Source organism: Streptomyces sp. LaPpAH-108 (assembly GCF_000373625.1).
Lineage (GTDB): Bacteria > Actinomycetota > Actinomycetes > Streptomycetales > Streptomycetaceae > Streptomyces.
Genome location: NZ_KB891997.1, coordinates 153,823 through 175,394 on the forward strand (window position 1 = coordinate 153,823; position 21,572 = coordinate 175,394).

Consider the following 21,572-nt stretch of genomic DNA (forward strand, 5'->3'; position numbering starts at 1 on the left):
TCAGGCCGATTACACAGGCGGTGGGTTTCGGCCAGTCGGCCATGCGGCGCGATCAAGAACCGTGGCGTTGCACGGCCGACGCGTTCGATTTCCGTGACTTCTCGCCACTGATTCAACACGCAAGGTTACTGAAAGTCATGGGTGGGATGTGTGTTCCGGCGGCGGACTCGGCAGAGTGGCCGCCGCCACCCCCGGCACCCGATCGGAGCCGGACCGGCACCCCCGACTGTTCGAGCGGAAGGATGCACACGATGCGGAACACCGCGCGCTGGACCGCGGCCCTGGGACTCACCGCGGTTGCCGTCTGCGGCCCCCTGACCCAGGCCGCCGCAGCCGCCCCGGCCTCGCTCTACGCGCCCTCGGCGCTGGTGCTCACCACCGGGCACGGCGACAGCGCCGCCACCCTCGCCCCCGAGCGCGCCGTCACCCTGAGCTGCGCCCCCACCGCGTCCGGCACCCACCCGGACCCCGTCCGGGCCTGTGCCGAACTGCGCGGACTCCAGGGCGACTTCACCGCCCTCAAGGCCCGCGCCGACGTGTGGTGCACCCGGCTCTACGACCCGGTCACCGTCACCGTCCAGGGCGTGTGGCAGGGCCAACGCGTCTCCTACGAGCGCACGTTCGGCAACGCTTGCGCGAAGGACGCGCTCGACAGCAGCGTCTTCGCGTTCTAGGACCGGGATCGCGCGGACTCCAGGACGCCGGATCGGGCTCGTGACTGGGGAGTGCGGCCCCTGGCCGGAGCGACCGCGATCTCGTGACCGGAGCAGGCGGACGGTGTGGGGCCGTCCGCCGGACTCCGGAGGCACAACCGTGTCCCGGCCGGGCCCGTGGGGGGCCTAGGCCGGGACACGGCGTTTCCGTCTCCCGACGGCGTCCGGGGCGCCCCGGCTCCTACGCCAGCTGCCTGCGCACCAGTTCGTGCAGCCGCCCCCCGGTGTCCGCGAGCAGGTCGGCGGGCGCCCCCTGCTGGACGACCTTGCCGTCCTCCATCACCACCACCCGGTCCGCGTCCATGACGGTCGACAGGCGGTGGGCGATGACGATGCGGGTGGCGTTGAGCTTGCGGGTGCTCTCCATGACCGTGCGCTGGGTCTCGTTGTCCAGCGCGCTGGTCGCCTCGTCGAAGAACAGCACGCGCGGGCGGCGGATCAGCGCCTGGGCGATCATCAGCCGCTGGCGCTGGCCGCCGGAGACCGCGCCGCTGCCGGAGACGATCGTGTGCAGCCCCATCGGCATCCGCTGGATGTCCTCGGCGAGACCGGCCAGTTCGGCCGCCGCCATCGCCTCCTCGGGGGTGTACGGCTCGGCGCCGCAGATGACGTCCAGGATTGAGCCGGTGAACGGCTGCGCGTGCTGGAGCACCACCCCGCACTGGCGCCGCACCGCGGACTGGTCGAGCGCCGCCAGGTCCTGGCCGTCGTAGAGCACACTGCCGGAGACCGGCTTGTCGAAGCCGATGAGCAGGCGCAGCAGCGTGGACTTGCCGCAGCCGCTCGGGCCCACCACCGCGACGAACTCGCCCGGGCGCACCGAGAAGGACACGTCGTCCAGGACCAGCGGGCCGTCGTCCGCGTACCGGAAGGACAGCCGCCGGGCTTCCAGCGCGCCGGTGAGCGGACCGGGACGGGTGCTGGCCGCGCGCACCTCCGGGGTGGCGTCCAGCACCGGGCGGATCTCCTCGAACAGCGGCAGCGCCGCCACCGCCGAGACGAACGCGCCGGTCAGCTGGGTCACCGAGGTCAGCACCATCGTCACCGAGGTGCTGAAGGTGAGGAACGCCGCCGCCGACATCGCGCCCCTGGCCGGGCCCGCGAGCAGCATGAACATCACCAGTGTGCACACGGGCAGATAGACCGCGCCGAGCACCGAGCTGAGGTTCTTGATCCGTCCGACCCTCTGCTGGAGCTCCCGGCTGCGCGCGAACTCCCGTGCCCAGGCGGCGTACGCGTAGTTCTCCGCCGCCGCGACCCGCAGCTTGGGCAGACCGCGCAGGGTCTGGAACGCCTGGTTGTTCAGCTTGTTGCCGAGCGTCACCAGACGCCGCTGCCAGCGCACCTGCCACAGCCCGAGCCCGAGGAACACCGCGCCGATCACGATCAGCAGCCCGATCGCCGCGAGCGCCATCGGCACGCTGTACCAGAGCAGCAGCCCGACGTTCATCGCGCCGACCGTCACCGACTGCGCCACCACCGGGCCCACACCCGCGAGAAGGCGCCGGATCGCGCTGATACCCATGGCGGCACTGGCCAGTTCACCGGTCGAGCGCTTCGCGAAGAACCGGGTGGGCAGCCTCAACAGCCGGTCCCACACCGCCGGTTGCAGTGCCGCCTCGATACGGCCCTCCAGGCGCAGGATCGTCAGGTTCTCCAGCAGCGTGAACGCCGCCGAGACGATCCCGCTCAGCATCACCGCGAGACACACCTGCGCGATCAGGTTCTCCCGCGCCTCGGGCACGTACTCGCCGAGCACCTTGCCGGTGGCCACCGGCACCAGCGCGCCGATCACCACCGTCACCAGACCGGCCAGCAGCAGGTTCGTCAGATCACCGCGCGTGCCGCGCAGACTGAAGCGCAGCAGGCCGAGCGGGCCGAGGCGCCGCTCGGGCAGCGGGCGGTAGAACATCACCGCGCGCGGCTCGAACTCCTCCGCGTTCGCCTTCTCCACCGGCGTCTCGCGCCCGGTCGCGGGCTGGACGGCGACATAGCCGCCGCGCCGCCACAGCAGCGCGACCGGCGCCCCGGACAGCGCCCGGTGACCCACCAGCGGGCCCACGTTCTCCCGCCACCAGTGGCCGTGCAGGCGGACCGCGCGGGTGCGGACCCGGGAGGCGAGCGCGACCCGCTCCACCGGGTCCAGGCGCTCGCTCTCGGTGCCGCTGTGCGCGGGCTCGGCCAGCGCGATCCCGGCCGCCTCCGCGACCAGCCTGCAGGCCGCGTACCCGGCGTCCGCGTCCGCCGCCGTGGTCCGCCGCGCCGAGCGCTTGCCGATGGAGGCGAGCAGGGTGCGGTCGGCCTCGGCACGCACCGCCTCACCGGCCTTGATCCCGGCCGCGGCACGCGTCTCGTGGCTGCGCTCCAGCTGCTCGATCCACCGGTCAAGGGCCGTCAGCAGCCGGTACTGCTGGTCCACCAGGGTCTGCCACAGCGCCGGGTCCATCAGCAGATCGGCGGCGGCCTCCGCGCCGTACACCGAGCCGTACTGCACGCTGCCCGGCGGCACCTGGGTCCAGAACACGTCGTCGTCCGAGGGCGCGGCGGAGCGGTCCTCGGCCAGCGGCGCCTGGAACAGCACCGCGAGGCCGCGTCCGACGCCCAGTGCGAGCGCGTACTCCAGCGGGCTGGTGGCGGGCGGGACGTACTGCGGGTTGCCGTACTCGTCGTACGACCAGGTCTCGGTCTGCGCGCTCTGGTACAGCTCGCGCAGGTTCACCCGGTGCACCACGCAGTCCCGCACCGGGCGGGCGACCAGCGTGTGCTGGGGTCCGGCGACCGGGCCGAGCAGCAGCGCGCCCGCCTCCAGACGGCCGAGGTGGTGCCAGTGGCCCTGCTGGGCGGCGTCCACCGCGAACAGGTCGAGCGCGCCGGACGCCACCAGCCACAGCACCTGCGGGCCTTCGAGGTCCAGGCGGTTGAAGCCCGCGCAGTCCACCCGGGAGCCGAGCGCGCCGAGGGCGCCGAGGACCAGGTCCCCTTCATGTGTCCGCGTCATCTCACCGCTCCCTGACCAGCGCCGCGTAGGCGCCGCCGCGTGCCACCAGCTCCTCGTGGCGGCCACGTTCGACCACCGTGCCGTGCTGGAGCACCACGATCTCGTCGCTGTCGCGGACCGTGCTCAGCCGGTGCGCGATCACCACACAGGCGCAGCCGCGCCTGCGCAGGTTGTCCATCACGACCAGCTCCGTCTCCGCGTCGAGCGCGCTGGTCACCTCGTCCAGGACCAGGATGCTCGGGCGGCGCACCAGCGCCCGCGCGATCTCCAGGCGCTGGCGCTGGCCGCCGGAGAAGTTCCGGCCGTCCTGCTCGACCCGGCTGTGGATGCCGCCGGGCCTGCGCATCACCACGTCGTACAGCGCCGCGTCCCGCAGCGCCTCCACCACGGCCTCGTCCGGGATCGAGCGGTCCCACAGCGCCACGTTGTCGCGCACCGAGCCCTCGAAGAGGAACACGTCCTGGTCCACGAAGGAGACCGAGGAGGCGAGCGCGCCGCGCGGAATGTCCTCCAGACGCGTGTCGTCGATCCGGATCACGCCGTCCCACGGGGAGTACAGCCCGGAAATCAGCCGGGACACCGTGGACTTGCCGCTGCCCGAGCCGCCGACCAGCGCCACCTGCTGACCCGGGCCCACCGTCAGGTCGAAGCCGGTGAGCAGCGGCTTGTCGAGCGGGCTGTAGCCGAAGGTCACGTTCTCCAGTTGGACATGCCCGCGCAGCCTGCGCGTGGACTCGCCCGCGCCGCCGGGACGGTCGTAGAGCGGGTCGGCCTGGAAGTTCTCCACGTCCTTCAGCCGGGCCACGTCGGCCGCGAAGTCCTGGATGCGGCCCGCCACGCCGTTCAGCCGGGTGAGCGGGGCCGTGAAGCGGGCCACCAGCGCCTGGAAGGCGACCAGCAGACCCACCGAGATGTGCCCCTCGATCGCACGCACCCCGCCGATCCACAGGATCAGCGCGCTGTTGAGCGTGGCCAGCGTCGGCGCGACCACCCCGAGCCACGCGCTCGGCACCCCGAGCTTCTGCTGCTCCTCCAGGGTCGCCGCGTGCTGCCCGGCCCACTTGCGGAAGTAGCCGTCCTCGCCGCCGGTCGCCTTCATCGTCTCGATCAACTGGAGGCCGGTGTACGAGGTGTTGGTCAGCCGCGCCGTGTCCGCGCGGAGCTTCGCCGTACGGGTCGCGCGCAGCCGTACGACCATGCGCATCGCCACGATGTTCAGCAGGGCCACGCCGATGCCGACGAAGGTGAGCTGCGGGTCGTAGGTGTAGAGGAGGACCGCGTACAGCACGACCACGATCGCGTCGACGCCCGCCGCCGCGAGGTCGCGGGCCAGGGTCTCGGCGACCTGGTCGTTGGACTGGAGGCGCTGGACCAGGTCGGCGGGGGAACGCTGGGAGAAGAAGGTGACCGGCAGCCGCAGCAGATGGCGCAGGAAGCGGGCGCTGGAGAGGGTGGAGGAGATGATCCGGCCGTGCAGCAGATTGGTCTGCTGGAGCCAGGTCAGCACCAGGGTCAGCGCGACACAGGTGCCCATGGAGGCGAACAGCACGCCGAGCAGCGAGGTCTGGCCGCCGATGAGGAACATGTCGATGTAGGTGCGGCTCAGCGCGGGCAGCGCCGCGCCGACCGCGACCAGCAGCAGGCTCGCGAGGACCGCGGCGGGCAGGGTGCCCGCGGTGCCGCGCAGCCGGGCGGGCATCGCGCCGAGGATGCCCGGCTTGCGCCCGCCCTTGGCGAAGTCCTCGCCGGGCTCCAGGACGAGCACCACACCGGTGAAGCTGCCGTCGAACTCCTCCATGGGCACGAACCGGCGGCCCTTGGCGGGGTCGTTGATGTAGACCCCGCGCCGACCGAAGCGGCGGCCCATGCCGTCGTAGACGACGTAGTGGTTGAACTCCCAGAACAGCACGGCCGGGGCGCGCACCTCGGCGAGGGCGGCCAGGTCCATCTGCATGCCCTTGGCGGTCAGGCCGTAACTGCGGGCCGCCTTCAGGAGGTTGCTCGCGCGCGAGCCGTCGCGGGAGACACCGCACGCGATGCGCAGCTCCTCAAGGGGGACATGGCGGCCGTAGTGGCCGAGCACCATCGCCAGGGAGGCGGCGCCGCACTCGACGGCCTCCATCTGGAGCACGGTGGGCGTACGGACCGTGCCGCCACGGCCCTTGGGGACCGGGCGCCGGGGCGGTGCGGCGCGTCTGCGGCTACGGGTGTCGGGGTCCTGCCCCGTCTGCACGGTCACGGGAGCAGCCAATCGAGGGGACGCTGGTCGGCCAGGTGGACCGAACCGGTGGCCAGGGTCATGGAGTCGAGCCGGAAGGGCGGCCCGTCGGCGGAGGACCAGCGGTAACCGCTCTTCGCCGAGGCCGACTTCTCCAGCTTCACGGTCACGGCGACCGGGCGGCTCTTGCGGGTGAACTGCCGGCCGAGCTGGGTGTCGCCGAGGAACGCGGCGATCGACTGGGCCGACTGGGCGGTGCGGTCCACCGACTTCACCCGGCCGCGCAGCACGCCGTAGCGGTCGGCGGGCACGGAGGAGACGGTCAGGTCGACCGCCGCGTGCGCCGGGATCGAGGCGGCGTTCTCGGCGGGCACGTACACCGTCGCGTACAGCGGATCGTCCGCGTGTGCGACCTTCTCCACGGCGGCCACGTCGGCGCCGGTCTGGATGATCTGCCCGATCGTCGCGGCGAGCGCGGTGATCCGTCCGGCCGCGACCGTGCGGATGAGCGAATCGCCCTGCGCCGTACGGACCTTGAGGACGGGGGCGTTCGCGGGGAGCCGGGCGCCCTGCTTCGCGAGCACGGCGGTCACCTGACCGGCGACGGGGCTCTGGAGGAGATAACTGCCCTGCGCGTGCGTGAGGATGGCGGGCGCGGCGACCGTGGAGGTGACCGAACCGGTCACCGCCCACACGGAGGCGGCGGCCATCACGACGACGGTCACACCCAGCGCGAGCCAGCCCTGCGGGCGCGCGAGCCGCACCGGGAGGTCGAGTTCCTCCGGCGACTGGAGCTTGGCGAGGGCCTGTTGGCGGAACTGCACGGAACTTCCCTCACCCGAGGAGAGACGACGGCACGGAAACAGCGGCGGAGTCCGGTCCGGAAACCGCCGCGGAACGCCCGAGAGTCCCGGAGCCGGCGGACGGCTCCGGGACTTCGGTGAAACCAGGTGCGATCAGAGACCGGCGACCAGGTTGGTGACCGGCTGGGTGTTCAGGCCGGTGACGCCCTCGACGGTGCCGATGGCGGTGTCCACCAGGCCGGAAACCGGGGCGATGCCGTTGACGGCACCGGTCACGGTGTTGAGGGCGTTCACGGACAGACCGCCGGAGACGTTGTCCAGCTCGGCGTCCGAGATCTCGACGGTCTCAACCTGGGGGGTGGAGTTCATGGTGGAACTTCCCTTCATATGGATATCTCACAAGGGGGAGAGCGGCCCCCTCTGGGGGACAGATGGACCGCCGTACCGCGAAAGCGCCCGGGGGCCGCCGTCTCCGGCAGCCCCTGAGCGGTCCCCGCGGTGCGATGGATCAAAGCACGCACGCCGCGCCCGCTTCCACCCGAACAAGCCCCTCACCAGGCGTTTCTGTCGGTAATGGGGGGTGATGGTGACGGCGTGCGCACGACGTCGTGGCCACTCCTTCACATGCCGGGCGCGCGCCGCGCACCGACTCGTGCGTTCCTCCGGCGGCGAATCCGGCACTCCTCTCCAAAGGCGCGCCGCGGGGGCGCGCGGATGTGCAGATCCGGCCGTGCCGGTGACCCGCTTGGGCAGTCGGTGTGCAGATTCCCTGAAGCAACGATTCCGGTACACCTCGTGGACGGACCGTCACCTGACGGGCCCCCAGCGTGACGATCCGGACCCGCCGCCCTCGCGGTACGGCCCCGCGAGCCGGGCAGACCCCGCTGTCGCGGTGGCCGATTCGCTTTGCCCTGAAGGAAGTTGGTGAACGGAGTTGAACGCTCCGCGCACCCCGCCCGTACCTGTAGCCGTCCGGGCGCCCCCGATCCACTGCCCCTAGCGGCAGACCCCCGTCCCCCACTGGAGGTCGAGAAGGTTGAGTCACAAGCGAATGCCCAAGCGCAAGGCCGCGATAGCGGTGGGCGGTGTCGCGGCGCTCGGAGCCGCGGCCCTCCTGCTGCCCAACGCCATGGCGTCGCAGGACAAGGACGCGACCGCCGCCGCAGGCACCGCCAAGACGCTGAAGTCCACCGACGCCTCCACGCTCAGCGCCCAGATCCAGAAGCAGCTCGGGGCCGCGTTCGCCGGTTCCTACTACGAGAACGGCAAGCAGCAGCTCGTCGTCAACGTGGCCCGGGGCGACCAGAACGCCATGGCGCGCGCCCAGCAGGCCGGTGCCACCGTCCGCGAGGTCGACAACAGCACCACCGAACTCAAGGCCGCCGCACAGACGTTGAAGACCAAGGCGACCATCCCCGGCACCGCCTGGGCCGTGGACCCGCGCACCAACAAGGTCGTCGTCAGCGCCGACAGCACGGTCACCGGCGCCCAGTGGGACCGCCTGGAGTCCACCGTGGACGGCCTCGGCGCGAACATGGCCACCCTCAGAAAGTCCTCCGGCACCTTCAAGACCTTCGTCTCGGGCGGCGACGCCATCTTCTCCCAGGTCGAGGGCGGCAATGTGCGCTGCTCCCTCGGCTTCAACGTCACCGCCTCCGACGGCAGCCCCGCCTTCCTGACGGCCGGTCACTGCGGAGTCGCCGCCAAGGAGTGGTCCGACTCGCAGACCGGTCAGCCGATCGCCACGGTGGACCAGGCGACCTTCCCCGGCGAAGGCGACTTCTCCCTCGTGAAGTACGACGACCCGGCGACCGAGGCCCCGAGCGAGGTCAACGCGGGCAACGGCCAGACCGTGCCGATCAGCCAGGCCGTGGACGCCACCGTCGGCTCCACCGTGTTCCGCATGGGCTCCACCACCGGGCTGCACAACGGCCAGGTGACCGGTCTGGACGCCACCGTCAACTTCCAGAGCGAGACCGACCCCAACGGCGTGGACACCGTCACCGGTCTCATCCAGACCAACGTCTGCGCCGAGCCCGGCGACTCCGGCGGCTCCCTGTTCACCCAGGACGGCGGCGCGGTCGGGCTGACCTCCGGCGGCAGCGGCGACTGCACCAGCGGCGGCGAGACCTTCTTCCAGCCGGTCACCACCGCCCTCGCGGCCACCGGCGCCACCCTCGGCGACGGCGGCCAGGCGGGCGCGGGCGACCAGGCCGGTGCGGGCGACCAGGCGGGCGCCGGTGACCAGGCGGGCGGCGACGAGGTCGGCGGCTCGGCCGACCCGTCCGCCGGGGCCGGTGACCAGGCCGCCGGTGACGGTACCGGTGACCAGGCAGCGGACGACCAGGGTGCCGCCCAGGACGGCACCGCCCAGCACCACAAGTCGCGCCACCACCGCAGCGGCAACTGAGCCGCCGCACCCCTCCGGCACCCCGCGCGGGTGCCGGGACCTGACGCCCCGGCCGGCCGTTTACACGCGGTTCCGGTCGGCCGGGGACGGTCCGGCCCTCCGGCGGGAGGGCCGGACCACCCTTTTTCGGCCCCAGCCGCCGTACGGCCCCTGCGGCCCGGGTGCCCTCCCCCTCACCCGCCCCCGCTCGCCCGCAGCAGCAGCACCGCCACGTCGTCCACCCGCTCGCGCCCCGACGCCCCGTGCCGGATCAGCTCGTCGGCGACGCGTTCCAGCGGCCCGGCGCCCGCCTCGGCGAACACCGCGCCCAGCTCGACCAGCGCGTCCTCGATGTCCACACCCGGCGACTCCACCAGCCCGTCGGTGTAGAGGGCGAGCACCGAACCCGGGGTCAGGGACACCTCGGTCGTCGGATACACCGCCCCCGCGTCGATCCCGAGCAGCGGGCCCCCGGCCAGGTCCAGCACCCGGACCCGGCCGTCCGGGCGGCGCAGCAGCGGCGGTGGATGTCCGGCCCGCGCCATCACGGCCCGTCCGCGCGCGGGGTCCAGCCGGAGATACAGACAGCTGGCGAACAGATCGGCACCGAGATCGAGCAGCAGCCGGTTGATGCTGTCCATGACCTCCTCCGGCGCCTGCCCCACCGCCGTGTACGCCCGTACCCCGGTGCGGATCTGGCCCATTAGCGCCGCCGCCGTCACGTTGTGCCCCTGCACGTCGCCGATCACCGCCGCCGCGAGCGGCCGGGTCGGCACCAGGTCGTAGAAGTCGCCGCCGATCTCCATGCCCCGGGTCGCGGGCAGATAGCGTGCCGCCGCCTCGATGCCCGGCGGCGGGGCCAGGCTGTGCGGCAGCAGCGCCGACTGGAGTCCGTGCGCGAGCCGGTGCTTGGCGTCGTACAGCAGGGCCCGCTCCAGGGCCTGCGCGATGAGCCCGCCGAGGCTGGTCAGCACCGCGCGCTCCTCGGCCCGGAAGACATGCGGCTCCCCGTACGCCAGCACACAGGTGCCCACCGGGCGTCCCGAGGCGACCAGCGGCAGATACGCCCAGGCCGCGAAGCCGTCCCGGGCCTCGTGACCCGAGGGATAGAGCCGTTCCAGATGCGCCCCCGACTCGAAGAACGCGGGCACCCCGCTGTCCAGGACCTGGGTGCCGGGGGTCCGCGCGCTCAGCGGCAGGCCGTCGTAGTACTCGACCGCCCGCGCGTCGGGGTAGCCGTGGTGGCCCAGCACACGCAGCCGTCCCTCCTGCGAGCCGAGCAGTACCAGCGCCCGGCTGCCGACGGCGGGCCCCAGCTCGTCCGCGACCAGCCGCACCAGATCCCGTACCGCCACCGCCTCGGTCAACGCGCCGCTCAGGCTGAGGAGTTGGGAGATGGTCACCAGGCGGGGCGGGGGCGCGCCCGACCGCGCCGCCTCGCGCGCCCGTTCCGTGAGCACCTTGACCCGGGTGATGCGCACGCTCAGCCCGGTCGTGCTCGGATACAGCCGGAAGGACAGCCACGCGTCCGGCGGACGCAGCGCCACGAACGAGGTCGGGCGCTGGCCGAGCAGCGCGGCCCGGTAGCGGTCCTCGTACCCCGGATCGTTCAGCCACGGCACCGACATCCACGGCAGGGTGCCGAGCAGTTCCCCGGCGGGGCGGCCGAGGAGTTCGGCGGCGGCCTCGTTCAGGAAGCCGATACGGCCGCGCAGATCCATCGAGACCAGGCCGTAGGGCAGCCGGGACAGCAGCCGCGCCGCCTCCGCCGGGTCCGGGGCCGCCCCGGCCTCCGGCGCGGGCGCCGCCAGCAGATCGGGCTCGGGTCCGGGCGGGCGGGCCTCGGCGGCGGCCCGCTCGAGCTGCCCGGAAAGGCGCGCGCAGGCTTCCGTCAGCCGCGCCTGCTCCTCGCCGGACCGCTCCGCCGCGCGCGTGCCCGGCCAGGTCACGAACACCACGCCGTGCACCCGCTCCGCCGTCGCGAGCGGCACCGCCGCGAGCGCGAAGGGGTACGGCAGCACCACCGCGATCCTCGGGAAGCGCCGGGCCATCTCCTCCGCGCCGCTCACCCATACCAGGCGCCGCTCCCGGACCGCCTGGGCCACCGGGATCTGCGCGCTCAGCCCGACCCGCTCCCAGGGCGCGGCGAACGCGCGCGGCAGCCCCGCCATCACCGCCATCTCCAGGACCGGCGCGTCGGACCGCAGCAGATAGACCGCGCCGGAGTGCGCCTCGACCTCCTCCATCATCGAGGCGAGCGCGACCGACAGCAGCGGTCGTCCGGCCGCCGGGGAGACGGGCCCCGGTGTGTCGGACACCCCGACCACCTCCTCGTACGGTCGCGCGCCCGGCCCGGGCGGAGCGGGGCGCCCGCCCGGGGACGCCCCGCGCGCGGCGGATGCCGCCACCGGGCGGCGTCCGTGACCTGCGGACCGGCCCGGTCGGCAGTGGGACACCCGAGTACCCCGCGAGGGCGGGGCCCATGCCCGTGGTTCCGGAGCACGCGATGGCACACGGGCGCCGCGTGTGCGCCCCCGCGCCTCCTGATGGCCGGATCTCCGCGCACGAGATGGGCCGACACACCCAACAATGGGCACGCGGTCGACTTCCGAGGGTGACAGTACGGCCGCGCAGAGCGACGTAGAGCGAGACCGAGGGGGCGGGAGTGATCCGGGTGCTTCTGGTGCACGACGCGTGTCTGGTACGGGCGGTCCTGGCGGAGTGGTTGCGGCGGGAGCCGGGTCTCCACGTGGACGACACGCCGTGGCGCGGCGCCTCCGACCAGGTGCGCACACTGTCCCCGGACGTGTGCGCGGCCGACCTCGAGTACGGCGACGGCAACGCGGCGCCCCCACTGGCCGAGTTGTGTCCCCCGGGCACGGGAGGACGCCCACCGGCCCTCGTGGTCCTCGCCAGTGCCCATCGCCCCGGACTCCTCAAGCGCGCGGCCGAAGCGGGGGCGCTCGGCTTCGTCGACAAGGCGGGCTCCCCCGACCGCCTGGTGCGCGCGATACGGCACGTCGCCGCGCGGGAACGTTTCATCGACGCCTCCCTGGGCTTCGGCTTCCTGCGGGCGACACAGATCCCGCTCACCCGCCGCGAGCTGAGCGTGCTGGACCTCGCGGCGGGGGGCGCGTCGATCGCCGAGATCGCCCGCAGCCTGCATCTGTCCCACGGGACGGTCCGGAACTACATGGCGGCGATCACCCGGAAGACGGGGGCGCGCAACCGGATCGACGCGATCCGGATATCGCGGGGGGAGGGGTGGCTGTGACGGGGGCTGTGACGCCGTTCCCGGGGCCGCTCAGCCCACCCGTGTGTCGGGCGCCTCGGCCCAGTCGCCCATGAGGTCCCGGTACAGCGGCGAGGAGGCCAGCAGTTCGGCGTGCGTCCCGCACACCGTGCGCGCGCCGTCCAGCACCAGCACCAGATCCGCCCGCCGGGCCGAACTCATCCGGTGCGCGACGACGACGAGAGTCCCGCCGGGGCGGGCCGCGAACGCCCGCTCCGCGCGTTCCTCCGCCTCCGCGTCGAGATGGCAGGTCGCCTCGTCCAGCAGGGCGAGCGGGGCGGGGGAGAGGTAGGCGCGGGCGAGCGCGACGAGCTGGCGTTCGCCCGCGGAGAGTGCCGCCGGGTCGACCCGGGCGTCCGGGCCGCCGAGTGAGGTGAGCAGGGGGGTCAGGCCCACCGCGTCGGCGGCGGCCAGCAGTTCGTCCTCGGGTACGGGGCCTGGGCGGTGCAGCGTCAGGTTCTCGGCGAGGGTGCCGCCGTGGACGTACGCCTCCTGCGGGATGAGCGTGCGCAGGGCGGTCGCGTCCGGCGCCGGGTGCCCGTGGACGTGGAGGGTGCCCGCGTCGGGCGTGAGCAGCCCGGCGACGAGGGCGGTCAGCGTGGACTTGCCGGTGCCGCTCGGGCCGACGACGGCGAGGTGGGTGCCGGGGGGCAGCGTCAGGTCCAGCCCGTGGAGGACCGGTTCACTCGCCGGGCCGTAGGCGAAGCGGAGGCCGGAGAGGGCGAGTGCGGGTGTCTCGCGCTCCGGCCGCGCCACGGCGGCCGGGGACGCCTCGGGAGCGGGCGCGTGCGAGGTCTCCCCCGCAGGGATCAGGCGGCGCAGTACGACCGTCAGCCGTGCCCCGCTCGTGCCCAGCCCGTGGACCAGGTTCTGCAGGGCCGGATACAGGGACTGGCCGACGTACGCCAGCGCGCCGAGGAGCGCCCCCGGCGTGACGCCCCGGCGCAGCAGCCAGGGGGCCGCCACGAGGAGCAGGAGCACGGGCACCTCGCCGCCCAGCGCCAGCGCGGCCACCCGGGCCGGGCTCCAGCGGGCCAGGGAACGCGCCGTCCGCAGCTCGGCGTCGACGCGGCGGCCCAGGCTCTCCGCGACCCGGGCCTCGGCTCCGGTCGCGGTGATGTCCCGCAGGCCGGGGCCCACCGCGCCCAGGTCCTCGGCCAGCGCCTCGTCCGCCGCGAGGAACGCCTCCTGGCGGCGGGCCAGGGGACGCAGGGTCGCCGCGAAGAGGGCCACTCCGGCCAGCAGTGGAGGCAGCACCACCGCCAGGAGCAGGGGGTTCAGGGAGAACAGGCCGATCAGCGCGCCCGCCGCGGTGAAGAGGAAGGAGCGGGAGACCAGGACAAGCCCCGCGAGGGTGTCGCGGGCTATCTCCACCTGCTGGGTCAGGCCCGAGAGCGCGCCCGGGTCGGCCTCGCGGACCCCGCGCCGGACCACCCCCGTCACCAGCCGGTCCCGCACCGGTTCGACCAGCGCGGCCACCACGCCGTACACCCGCCCGGTGCCGACCGCGCCCACGACCACCGCCGCACCGGCCGCCCCGAGCCAGAGCAGGCCGGTGCGGACGTTTCCGGCGAGGAAGCCCGCGTCCAGGGCACGCGCGAGGGCGTACCCGGCCAGGAAGGTCTGCCCGGCCTCGAGCAGGGACCAGGCGCCGAGCCGCACCAGCACCCGCCACCGCGTCCGCGCGTACCGCGCCGCCCGCTGCCGTAGATTCACCGGAGTTCAACTCCCCTTGTGTCAAGAGCTACTTGGCCTCGGCGTCCCCGAACACCGCCCGGTACTCCGCCTCCCGCCACAGCTCCGCGTGCGGCCCCACCGCCCGCAGCCGCCCGCCGTCCAGCCACGCCACCGCGTCCGCCGCCGACGCGGTCGCCACCCGGTGGGCGACCAGGAGCCGGGTCGGGCCGCCGGGGGTCAGCAGGGAGCGGGAGATCTGGCGTTCGGTGACGGTGTCCAGGCTGGAGAGGGCGTCGTCCAGGATCAGCAACCGGCCGCCGTGCGCGAACGCGCGGGCCAGGCCCAGGCGTTGGGACTCGCCGCCGGAGCGGGGCGCCTCCCTGAGCGGGGTGTCGTAGCCCCGGGGCAGTCTGCGGACGAAGGCATCGGCGCGTGCCGTGCGGGCCGCCTCGCGGACCCGGTGGGCCGACGGCCGGTCCAGGCCGAAGGCGAGGGCGTCCTCGACGGTCGTCCCGAACAGGGCCGGGCGTTCGAAGGCGTAGGAGACGGCGCGGCGCAGCGCGTCGTGGCCGAGGTCGCGCAGCGGGACACCGTCCAGCAGCACCTCGCCCCCGTCCGGGTCGGCGAGCCGCCCGGCGATCTCGGCGAGCAGCGACTTGCCGGTGCCGGAGCGGCCCACGACGGCGAGGGTGGTGCCGCCGGGCACCATGAGGTCGACCCCGTCCAGGACGGTGCGTCCCCCGCGCCGGGCCGTCACGCCCCGCAGCTCCAACTTTCCCGGGGCGGAGGGGAGTTGCCGGGTGCCGTGCGCGGGCACCGGTTCGGCCAGCACCTCGGCCAGTCGCGCGGTGCCCGCCCGGGCCCGGCTGAGCGCGGCCAGCCGCCCGACCAGGACGCCGACCCCGGTCGCGAGCGCGGCGTACCGGGAGGCGGCCAGCACGTCGCCCACCGAGAGCCGGTGCCGGGCGAGCAGCAGCCCGGCCACCGCGACCACGCCCAGGTTCAGCAGCGGGGCCACGGTGAGCGCCCGCGCGGCGGCCCGGCCCTGTACCCGCCACATGGCGTGGCCCGCGCGGGAGAGCCGGGGGAGCGGGGCGAGGACCCGGGCCGCCTCCCGCTCCTCGGCGCCCGCCGCCCGGATCGTCCGGTGCCCCCCGACCGCCTCCGCCAGCCCCGCCGCGAGCACACCCTGCTCCCGCTGGTACTCGGCCGCGCACGCCGAGGTGTCCCGGGCCAGGGCCCGCAGCAGCAGCGCGAGCACCGGCGCCCCGGCGAGGAACACGGCCGCGAGCAGCCAGTCGACCAGACCGAGCGCGACCAACGCGCCGATCGGCAGCGCGAGTTCGGCGAGCAGCGCGGCCAGCGCCCCCGGGCCCGTACCGGCCTGCGCGGCGCCGCCGACGAGCCGGGCCACCAGGTCCCCGCCGCCGAACCGGGCCGCCGCACGCGGCCCCGACGCCAGTACGCGCCCGGTGACGCGACGGCGCAGCCACGCCGCCGCGCCCGCGTCCAGGGTGCCGCTCGCCACGCCCGCGCAGCCCTCGAGGATGGCCGACAGCAGGACGAGCCCCGCGCACCAGAGCACCCAGCGGGTGGCGTCCTCGCGGGTCAGCAGCAGATCGAGGGAGCGCCCCAGGACGGCCGGCAGCAGCAGCCCGGCGGCGGTCGCGGCGGTGCTCAGGGCGAACAGGGCGGCGGCGCGCGGGCCGCCGTGACGGAGCACGGCGCGGGACAGGGCGCGGGTGGCGTCGGCGTCGGGACTGGGCGTCATCGGCTGCGGCCTCGCCTCGGTTCGAGCGGGTGGAAGAGATCGAAGGGCGTCAAGCCCCCGTCGTTCAGCGGGCGTTGGGAACCGCCCCCGGGAACGGGAAGGCCCCGGACGCCCCCTCCCCGTGAGGGGAGAGGTCGCCCGGAGCCGAGTGGTGCCGGTCAGATCACAGGCAGAGCAGAACGCTGGCCGCCGAGACGCAGGACAGCAGGCTGACCGTGCTGGCGACGGTGAGGGTGTGGTCGTCGGACTCGAGAACCTGGAGGTCGAGCAGTGCCATGGTGGTGTCCTCTCCCTATTCATGGGGACGGGGTTGTGTCACGACTCCGGGTCGGAGCCGCGTGTGAGGGCCGCCTGCGGCGGCGGGAGGAAGGGCAGGTGGGCGCCCACATGGGGGGCGGTGCCCGGGCCGTCGCCCGCGTCCCGGCCGGCGTCGAGCGCCGAGGCGAGGGCGAGCAGACAGCCTGCCGTTCCGGTGGCGAGGTCCATCGAGAGCCGCATCATCTGGTGCCCGGGGAAGGCGAGTTGGCCCTGATAGGCCATCGCGAACCAGCCGAGCCCGTCGATCTGCCGCTCCAGCCGCTCCTGGGTGACACCCGGCGCGGTACTGCGCGCCAGATGCAGCACCATTCCGGCGCGGCCCTGGAGGAGACCTGGTTGTGCGTAGAAGCGGGAGGTCGCGGCGGCGAGGATGCCGTCCCGGGCGCGCTCGAACTCGGGTGCCGCGCCCGCCGCGTGGGCGAGGAGGGTCTGTTCCCGGCTGCCCGGGGCCGCCGCGCGGGCCTGTGCGGCGAAGCCGTCGGCGCCCGTGTGGGCGAGATAGTCGTCCAGGACCAGTCCGATCCCGACGCTGCCGTCCCCGAGGTAGGGCAGCGTGCGCCAGCCCTCGTCGACCTCCAGGCCGCCGCTCGCCTTCTGGACGACGCAGCAGGCCAGGTCGCGGCGGAGTGCTTCGGCCGCCGCCGCTGCCGCGCGCGGGTCGCCGGTCTCCTCGTACCGGCGCAGCAGGAACAGCGCCGGGCCGCTCGCGCCGCGCATCAGGCCCGCCCGCCGCCGGGGCGTGTCGGGGACCGGTTCGGCCAGCCGCCGTACGAGGATGTCGGCCGCCTCGGCGGCGTGTTCCGCGAGGGCCTTCTCCCCGGTCGTGGCGGCGAGATGCCCGAGGACCAGACCGAGTCCGGCCAGGCCGCCGTGCAGATCGGCGGACAGATTGCGCCAGTTCTCCCGCAGGATGCCGCCGACCAGATCCAACGCCTGCTGCTGATAGCCCAGTTGGTCGAGGACCAGGGCGACGCCCGCGAGTCCGTCGTAGAGGCCGAGCGGGGTGCCGGGCGGTGGGGGAGCGGTGTGCCTCAGCAGCCAGCGCTCACCCTCCTCGTACCGGTCGGCCCCGCAGGCCGCAAGCGCGTAGAGCACTCCGGCCGCGCCGTGCGCGAGGCCGAGTCCGCCGCCGTCGGCGAACTGGGCGATGTCGCCCGGGAAGAGCCGGTCGGAGCGGTCCGGGGTCGCGGAGGCGAGGAGCGCCTTGACCATGGAGTCCCGGCTGTGCGGCCAGTCGCCCGGCATCACCAGCGGGGTGGCCGGACGGGCCTCGCCGCCCCGGGTGTTCCGGGTGATCTCGGCGACCGCCTCGTCCAGGAAGGCGCGCGGCACGTCCGGGAACTGCTCCGCGATCACCTCCGCCAGATGCGCGGCCTTGCCCCGGTCCACCACGAACAGCGAGGTCACCGGCAGGAACAGGGCGATCCGCAGACAGGCGAGCGCATAGCGGTCCACGTCCTTGCCCCGGCGGTCCGGCGGGGCGAAGAAGCCGGGATGGGCGACCGTCTGGCGGCCGTTCTCCGCGGCCGGGGCCGCCGCCTCGAAGTCGATGAGGTGGACCGTTTCCTCGTCCGGCGCGACCATGATGTTGAAGACATGCAGGTCGTTGAAGACCAGCCCGCGCTCGTGCACCGCCGCGACCGCCCGCTCCACCGCCGCGTGCACCCTGAGCGCCCAGGCCGTGTACGCGGCCGTCTTCTCCGGGTCGGGGTCGGGTATCAGCAGCGGATGCCGCTCCGCGAAGAAGGAGTTGAGCGGGCGTCCTTCCAGGAACTCCATGACCAGGAACCGGTGTTCGCCGAGAGTCAGCCAGTCGCGCACCTCGGGCACCACCCCCGTCCCGGCGACCAGCTCCAGCGCGTCCTTCTCCCGTTCGAGCCGGGTCACCGCGTCCGCGCCGTCGGCCGCGAGCCCCGCGTACGGCCGGGCCTCCTTCAGCACCACCCGGCTGCCGTCCCGGACATCCGAACCCGCGTACACCCCACCGCCGTTGGAGAAGTGCAGCGCCTTCTCGACGCGGTACGGCAGCTCGCCCACCGTCGTGGTGTTGCGGGCCTCCAGATGCGGGCGCAGGAACTCCGGCAGCGTGACCCACTCCGGCACCTGGAAGGAGGGGTCGCGCCGGTCCGGCACGAGCGTGCCCTCGCCGTCGGCCACCGCGAGCACCAGCGAGCCGCGCTCGTCGACGACGTACCGGCGGGCGAACGCGCCGTAGCGGACGTAGAGCGGTCCCGCGCCCCAGCGCAGATCGGTCAGGATGTAAGGACCCTCGACACCGTCGAGCAGCGCGCCCAACTCGGTCAGAATGAGGTGCAGTTGCTCCTCGTCGGCCGGGTAGACGGTGACGAACTTGCCGCTGGTGTCGCGGCCCGCGTACTTCGCGTTGCGCAGATGCAGCAGATGCGGCCCGGGCACGAACTTGAACGGGATGCGGCGCGGCACGCAGTAGTCCCACACGATCTCCGCGACCCGGCCGGCGTTCGCGGCCGTCGCCGAGGAGTGGATCTTCCAGCCCTGGGCCGGTCCCGGCTCCGGCGCGCCGCCCTCCCCGAGCGGGGTCAGCGTCAGCCAGTCCCCGGAGCGGGCCGCGTGCCAGCCGTCCGGCACCGGGCGCCGTGCCGCCGCGTACTGCGGTGCCGCCTCGCCCGTCTCCGCCGAGAGCCGGTCGGGCGTGTCGTAGAAGTGTCCATCGGCGAGCGCGTACACCTCGTACCGCTTGTCCATGGCCTTGTCGCCCCTCCCACCCCTGCAACCGCCGTTCCGGTGGTCCCGGTCGGCACGAGAAGACACTCTCAGGAGTCGAACGGTGGCGGACAGTCATACAAGTCATGAGATCGTCGTGCGGAACGCACGGGTAAAGATGTGTTCGGACGGCTACGCGCGGAATGCTCGTACCACTTGGGGCGTGCACGGGGGCTGCGCGAAAGCCCCACAGGCGCTGTAATGGCCAACGTGGCGAGCGAGGGTGCTGCGGTACGCAGATCGAGAACCGAGCGTGCCGAGCGTGTCCTCGCCACGCTGATGGCCATGCCGTCTACGGACCGGCCCCGCCGGGTCCTCGAACAGGCACTGGTCCTGGCGGGAGCCACGTACGCGGGGATCTACGCCCCCGGCGACGACCCCGCGACCCTCCGGCTCGTGGAGTCCGCGGGCCTCCCACGCCCCCTGTACGGCCTGCGCGACGGCTGCCCGGCCACGGCGGGCTCCCCCGTCGCCGAGGCTCACCGCACCGGACGGCCGGTCTGGTCGGGCCCCGGTGCGACACCCGCCCCGGACACCGGCTTCGCGCTCGCCGCGCTGCCGCTCGGGGCGCCCGGCAGCGGCTGCCTGGCCGCCGTCACAGAACAACCCGGCGGCTTCGGCGCCGACGAACCGGGCCTGCCTCGAACTGCTCGCCGGAGCGGTCACCGCGCCGGTGCCCGTGCCGCCCGGCCCCGCCCGCGAACTGGCCGACGACGCGTTCCGCCTCGCCATGGACACCGGCCGGGTCGAGGTCGGCGACGACATCCTGCGGCTCTTCGGCCTCTCCCGCGAGGCGTTCGACGGCAAGGTCGAGACCCTGCTCGGCCGCACCGTGCCCGAGGACCTGCCCGCGCTGATGTCCGTCGTCGAGGCCGACCACCTGCCCGTCGGCGACCGCGAACTGGAGTTCCGCGCCCTCCAGCCCTCGGGCGCGCCCCGCTGGCTGCGGCTGCGCGGCAGGCTGCTGCCCGGCGGCGGGGGACACCCGGCCCGGCTCGTCGGCACCGTCGCCGACGCCTCCGCCTTCCGCTCCGACGTCACCGACGTGGCCCGCGTCCAGCGCCTGGCCGCCGCCCTCGCCACCGCGGGCACCGTCAAGGACGTCGGCCAGGCCGTCGTCGCCGCCCTGCGCGCACCCCTGCGCGCCGACCGCATCGCGCTCGCCGAACTGGAGAACGACCGTCTCGTCGTCACCGTCCTCGATCCGCCCGAACCCGGCGCCTGGCCCGAACTCTGGCGCGCGGAATGGCGCGGCGAGTGGCCCGACGCCCCCGTACGCGCCATGCCCGCCCTCGCCGCCGCCCTGCGCAAGGGCCGCGCCCGCATCTGGCCCGCGGGCTCCCGCCTGGAGCCCGGCCTCGCCGGAGTCGGCCCCGGCGGCCTCGCCGTCCTGCCGCTGCCCGCCGGGGGCCGCACCGCCGGGGTCTGCCTGATCGGCTGGGACCGGCCGCACGAGTTCGGCCCCGACGAACGCGCCCTGCTCACCGCCTGCGCGGGCCTGACCGGACAGGCCCTGCTGCGCGCCCACGCCTTCGACGCCGAGCACGAACTCGTCGGCATGCTCCAGCGCACCCTGCTGCCCCGCCGCCTGCCCCGCCTCCCCGGCGCCGAGGCCGTCGCCCGCTACCTCCCCGCCACGGCCGGTCTGGAGGTCGGCGGCGACTGGTACGACGTGATCCCGCTCGCCGACAACCACGTCGCCCTCGTCATCGGCGACGTTCAGGGCCACAACGCGGGCGCCGCCACCCTCATGGGCCAGCTGCGCACCGCCCTGCGCGCCTACGCCGCCGAGGGCCACCCCCCGGACGTGGTGGTCGCCCTCGCCAACCGGCTGCTGCTCGACATGGAGACCGACCTCTTCGCCACCTGCGCCTACGTCGACGTCGACATGGAGAGCGGCTCCGCGCTGTGCGTGCGCGCCGGACATCCGCAGCCGGTGCTGCGCCACCCCCACGGCACCACCGGGATCGTCACCGCCGAGGGCGGACCGCCCCTCGGAGTGCTGGCCCAGGCCGAGTTCCCGATGACCCCGCTGCGCCTGAGACCCGGCACCGTCCTCGCGCTCACCACCGACGGCCTGGTGGAGTCCGCCGACTCCGATCTCGACCAGGGCATGGCCCGGCTCGCCCGCGACCTCGCGGCCGTCGACCCCGCCGACCTCGGCGCCGCCGCCGACGCCCTGCTCGGCGGCGCCCACCGGGGCGACGACGTGGCCCTGCTGCTCACCCGCTACGACGGCATGGCCGTACGCCCGCTGCGCGAGAGCTGGAGCGTGTGGCGCGTCCCCGAGGCGGTCCGGCACGCGCGCCGCTTCACCCGGCGCGTGCTGCGCGGCTGGGACGTGCCCGAGGGCAGCCTGGACGCGGCTCTCCTGATCGTCTCCGAGCTGGTCACCAACGCCCTCGTGCACACCGAGGGCCAGGTCCGCCTCGATCTCGGCCTGGTCGGCCGCCGCCTGCGCCTCGCGGTCGCCGACGCCTCCCCGCGCGGCCCCCTCAAGCCCACCAGCGTCGCCTGGGAGGCCACCGGCGGGCGGGGCGTCCTCCTGGTCGAGGCGGTCTCCTCCACCTGGGGCACCGTCCCGGTCAGCGGCGGAAAACAGGTGTGGGCGGACCTGGTGACGGACGAGAACGCGTGAGCGGTACGGCTGT

The 21,572-nt window shown here is 74.2% G+C and carries 12 protein-coding genes and 1 pseudogene; 4 read left to right on the forward strand and 9 right to left on the reverse strand.

Going from position 1 to position 21,572, the window contains the following annotated elements; all coding sequences use genetic code 11:
• The first annotated feature begins 251 nt into the window (after positions 1 to 251).
• Positions 252 to 674, forward strand: coding sequence for a subtilase-type protease inhibitor (locus B079_RS0125280; RefSeq protein WP_018548642.1), 423 nt, complete (start codon positions 252 to 254; stop codon positions 672 to 674).
• Between the two features lie 220 nt (positions 675 to 894).
• On the opposite strand, the gene B079_RS0125285 is transcribed toward B079_RS0125280, so the two are convergent.
• The 4 genes from B079_RS0125285 to B079_RS0125300 all read right to left on the reverse strand — a co-directional run bounded on the left by B079_RS0125285 (position 895) and on the right by B079_RS0125300 (position 7,101).
• Positions 895 to 3,711: an NHLP bacteriocin export ABC transporter permease/ATPase subunit gene (locus B079_RS0125285; protein WP_018548643.1), complete on the reverse strand. Its 2,817-nt coding sequence runs from the start codon at positions 3,709 to 3,711 to the stop codon at positions 895 to 897.
• Between the two features lies 1 nt (position 3,712).
• A complete protein-coding gene (locus B079_RS0125290; RefSeq protein WP_018548644.1) occupies positions 3,713 to 5,950 on the reverse strand; it encodes an NHLP family bacteriocin export ABC transporter peptidase/permease/ATPase subunit in 2,238 nt (745 codons plus the stop codon).
• Positions 5,947 to 6,753, reverse strand: coding sequence for an HlyD family efflux transporter periplasmic adaptor subunit (locus tag B079_RS0125295; protein ID WP_018548645.1), 807 nt, complete (start codon positions 6,751 to 6,753; stop codon positions 5,947 to 5,949). The genes B079_RS0125290 and B079_RS0125295 overlap by 4 nt, the downstream gene beginning before the upstream one ends.
• A 132-nt stretch (positions 6,754 to 6,885) precedes the next feature.
• On the reverse strand, positions 6,886 to 7,101 hold the full coding sequence (locus B079_RS0125300) for a hypothetical protein (RefSeq protein WP_018548646.1): 216 nt from the start codon (positions 7,099 to 7,101) through the stop codon (positions 6,886 to 6,888).
• A gap of 682 nt (positions 7,102 to 7,783) precedes the next feature.
• On the opposite strand from B079_RS0125300, the gene B079_RS32740 reads away from it, so the two are divergent.
• Positions 7,784 to 9,142 (forward strand): S1 family peptidase, encoded by a 1,359-nt coding sequence (locus tag B079_RS32740; protein ID WP_018548647.1) that lies wholly within the window; start codon positions 7,784 to 7,786, stop codon positions 9,140 to 9,142.
• 173 nt (positions 9,143 to 9,315) lie between these two features.
• Here B079_RS32740 and B079_RS0125310 read toward each other — a convergent pair whose 3' ends face one another.
• The gene (locus B079_RS0125310) at positions 9,316 to 11,448 is read right to left on the reverse strand and encodes a SpoIIE family protein phosphatase (protein WP_234016873.1); all 2,133 of its coding nucleotides are present in this window, start codon (positions 11,446 to 11,448) and stop codon (positions 9,316 to 9,318) included.
• Positions 11,449 to 11,786: 338 nt separating this feature from the next.
• Here B079_RS0125310 and B079_RS36085 point away from each other — a divergent pair, with 338 nt between their 5' ends.
• Complete coding sequence (locus B079_RS36085; protein ID WP_018548649.1) at positions 11,787 to 12,395, forward strand: response regulator transcription factor; 609 nt, start codon at positions 11,787 to 11,789, stop codon at positions 12,393 to 12,395.
• A 30-nt stretch (positions 12,396 to 12,425) separates the two neighbouring features.
• Here B079_RS36085 and B079_RS36090 read toward each other — a convergent pair whose 3' ends face one another.
• The 4 genes from B079_RS36090 to lanKC form a co-directional block, all read right to left on the reverse strand.
• Positions 12,426 to 14,129: an ATP-binding cassette domain-containing protein gene (locus B079_RS36090; protein WP_234016864.1), complete on the reverse strand. Its 1,704-nt coding sequence runs from the start codon at positions 14,127 to 14,129 to the stop codon at positions 12,426 to 12,428.
• A 28-nt stretch (positions 14,130 to 14,157) separates the two neighbouring features.
• Entirely contained in the window at positions 14,158 to 15,861 is a 1,704-nt protein-coding gene (locus B079_RS0125325) for an ABC transporter ATP-binding protein (protein WP_018548651.1), read from the reverse strand.
• Positions 15,862 to 16,024: 163 nt separating this feature from the next.
• Positions 16,025 to 16,138: a SapB/AmfS family lanthipeptide gene (locus B079_RS0125330; RefSeq protein WP_018548652.1), complete on the reverse strand. Its 114-nt coding sequence runs from the start codon at positions 16,136 to 16,138 to the stop codon at positions 16,025 to 16,027.
• 38 nt (positions 16,139 to 16,176) lie between these two features.
• Positions 16,177 to 18,903: a class III lanthionine synthetase LanKC gene (gene lanKC / locus B079_RS0125335; protein ID WP_018548653.1), complete on the reverse strand. Its 2,727-nt coding sequence runs from the start codon at positions 18,901 to 18,903 to the stop codon at positions 16,177 to 16,179.
• A gap of 219 nt (positions 18,904 to 19,122) precedes the next feature.
• Here lanKC and B079_RS32745 point away from each other — a divergent pair.
• Positions 19,123 to 21,559, forward strand: a pseudogene (locus tag B079_RS32745) (ATP-binding SpoIIE family protein phosphatase).
• Positions 21,560 to 21,572: the final 13 nt, after the last annotated feature.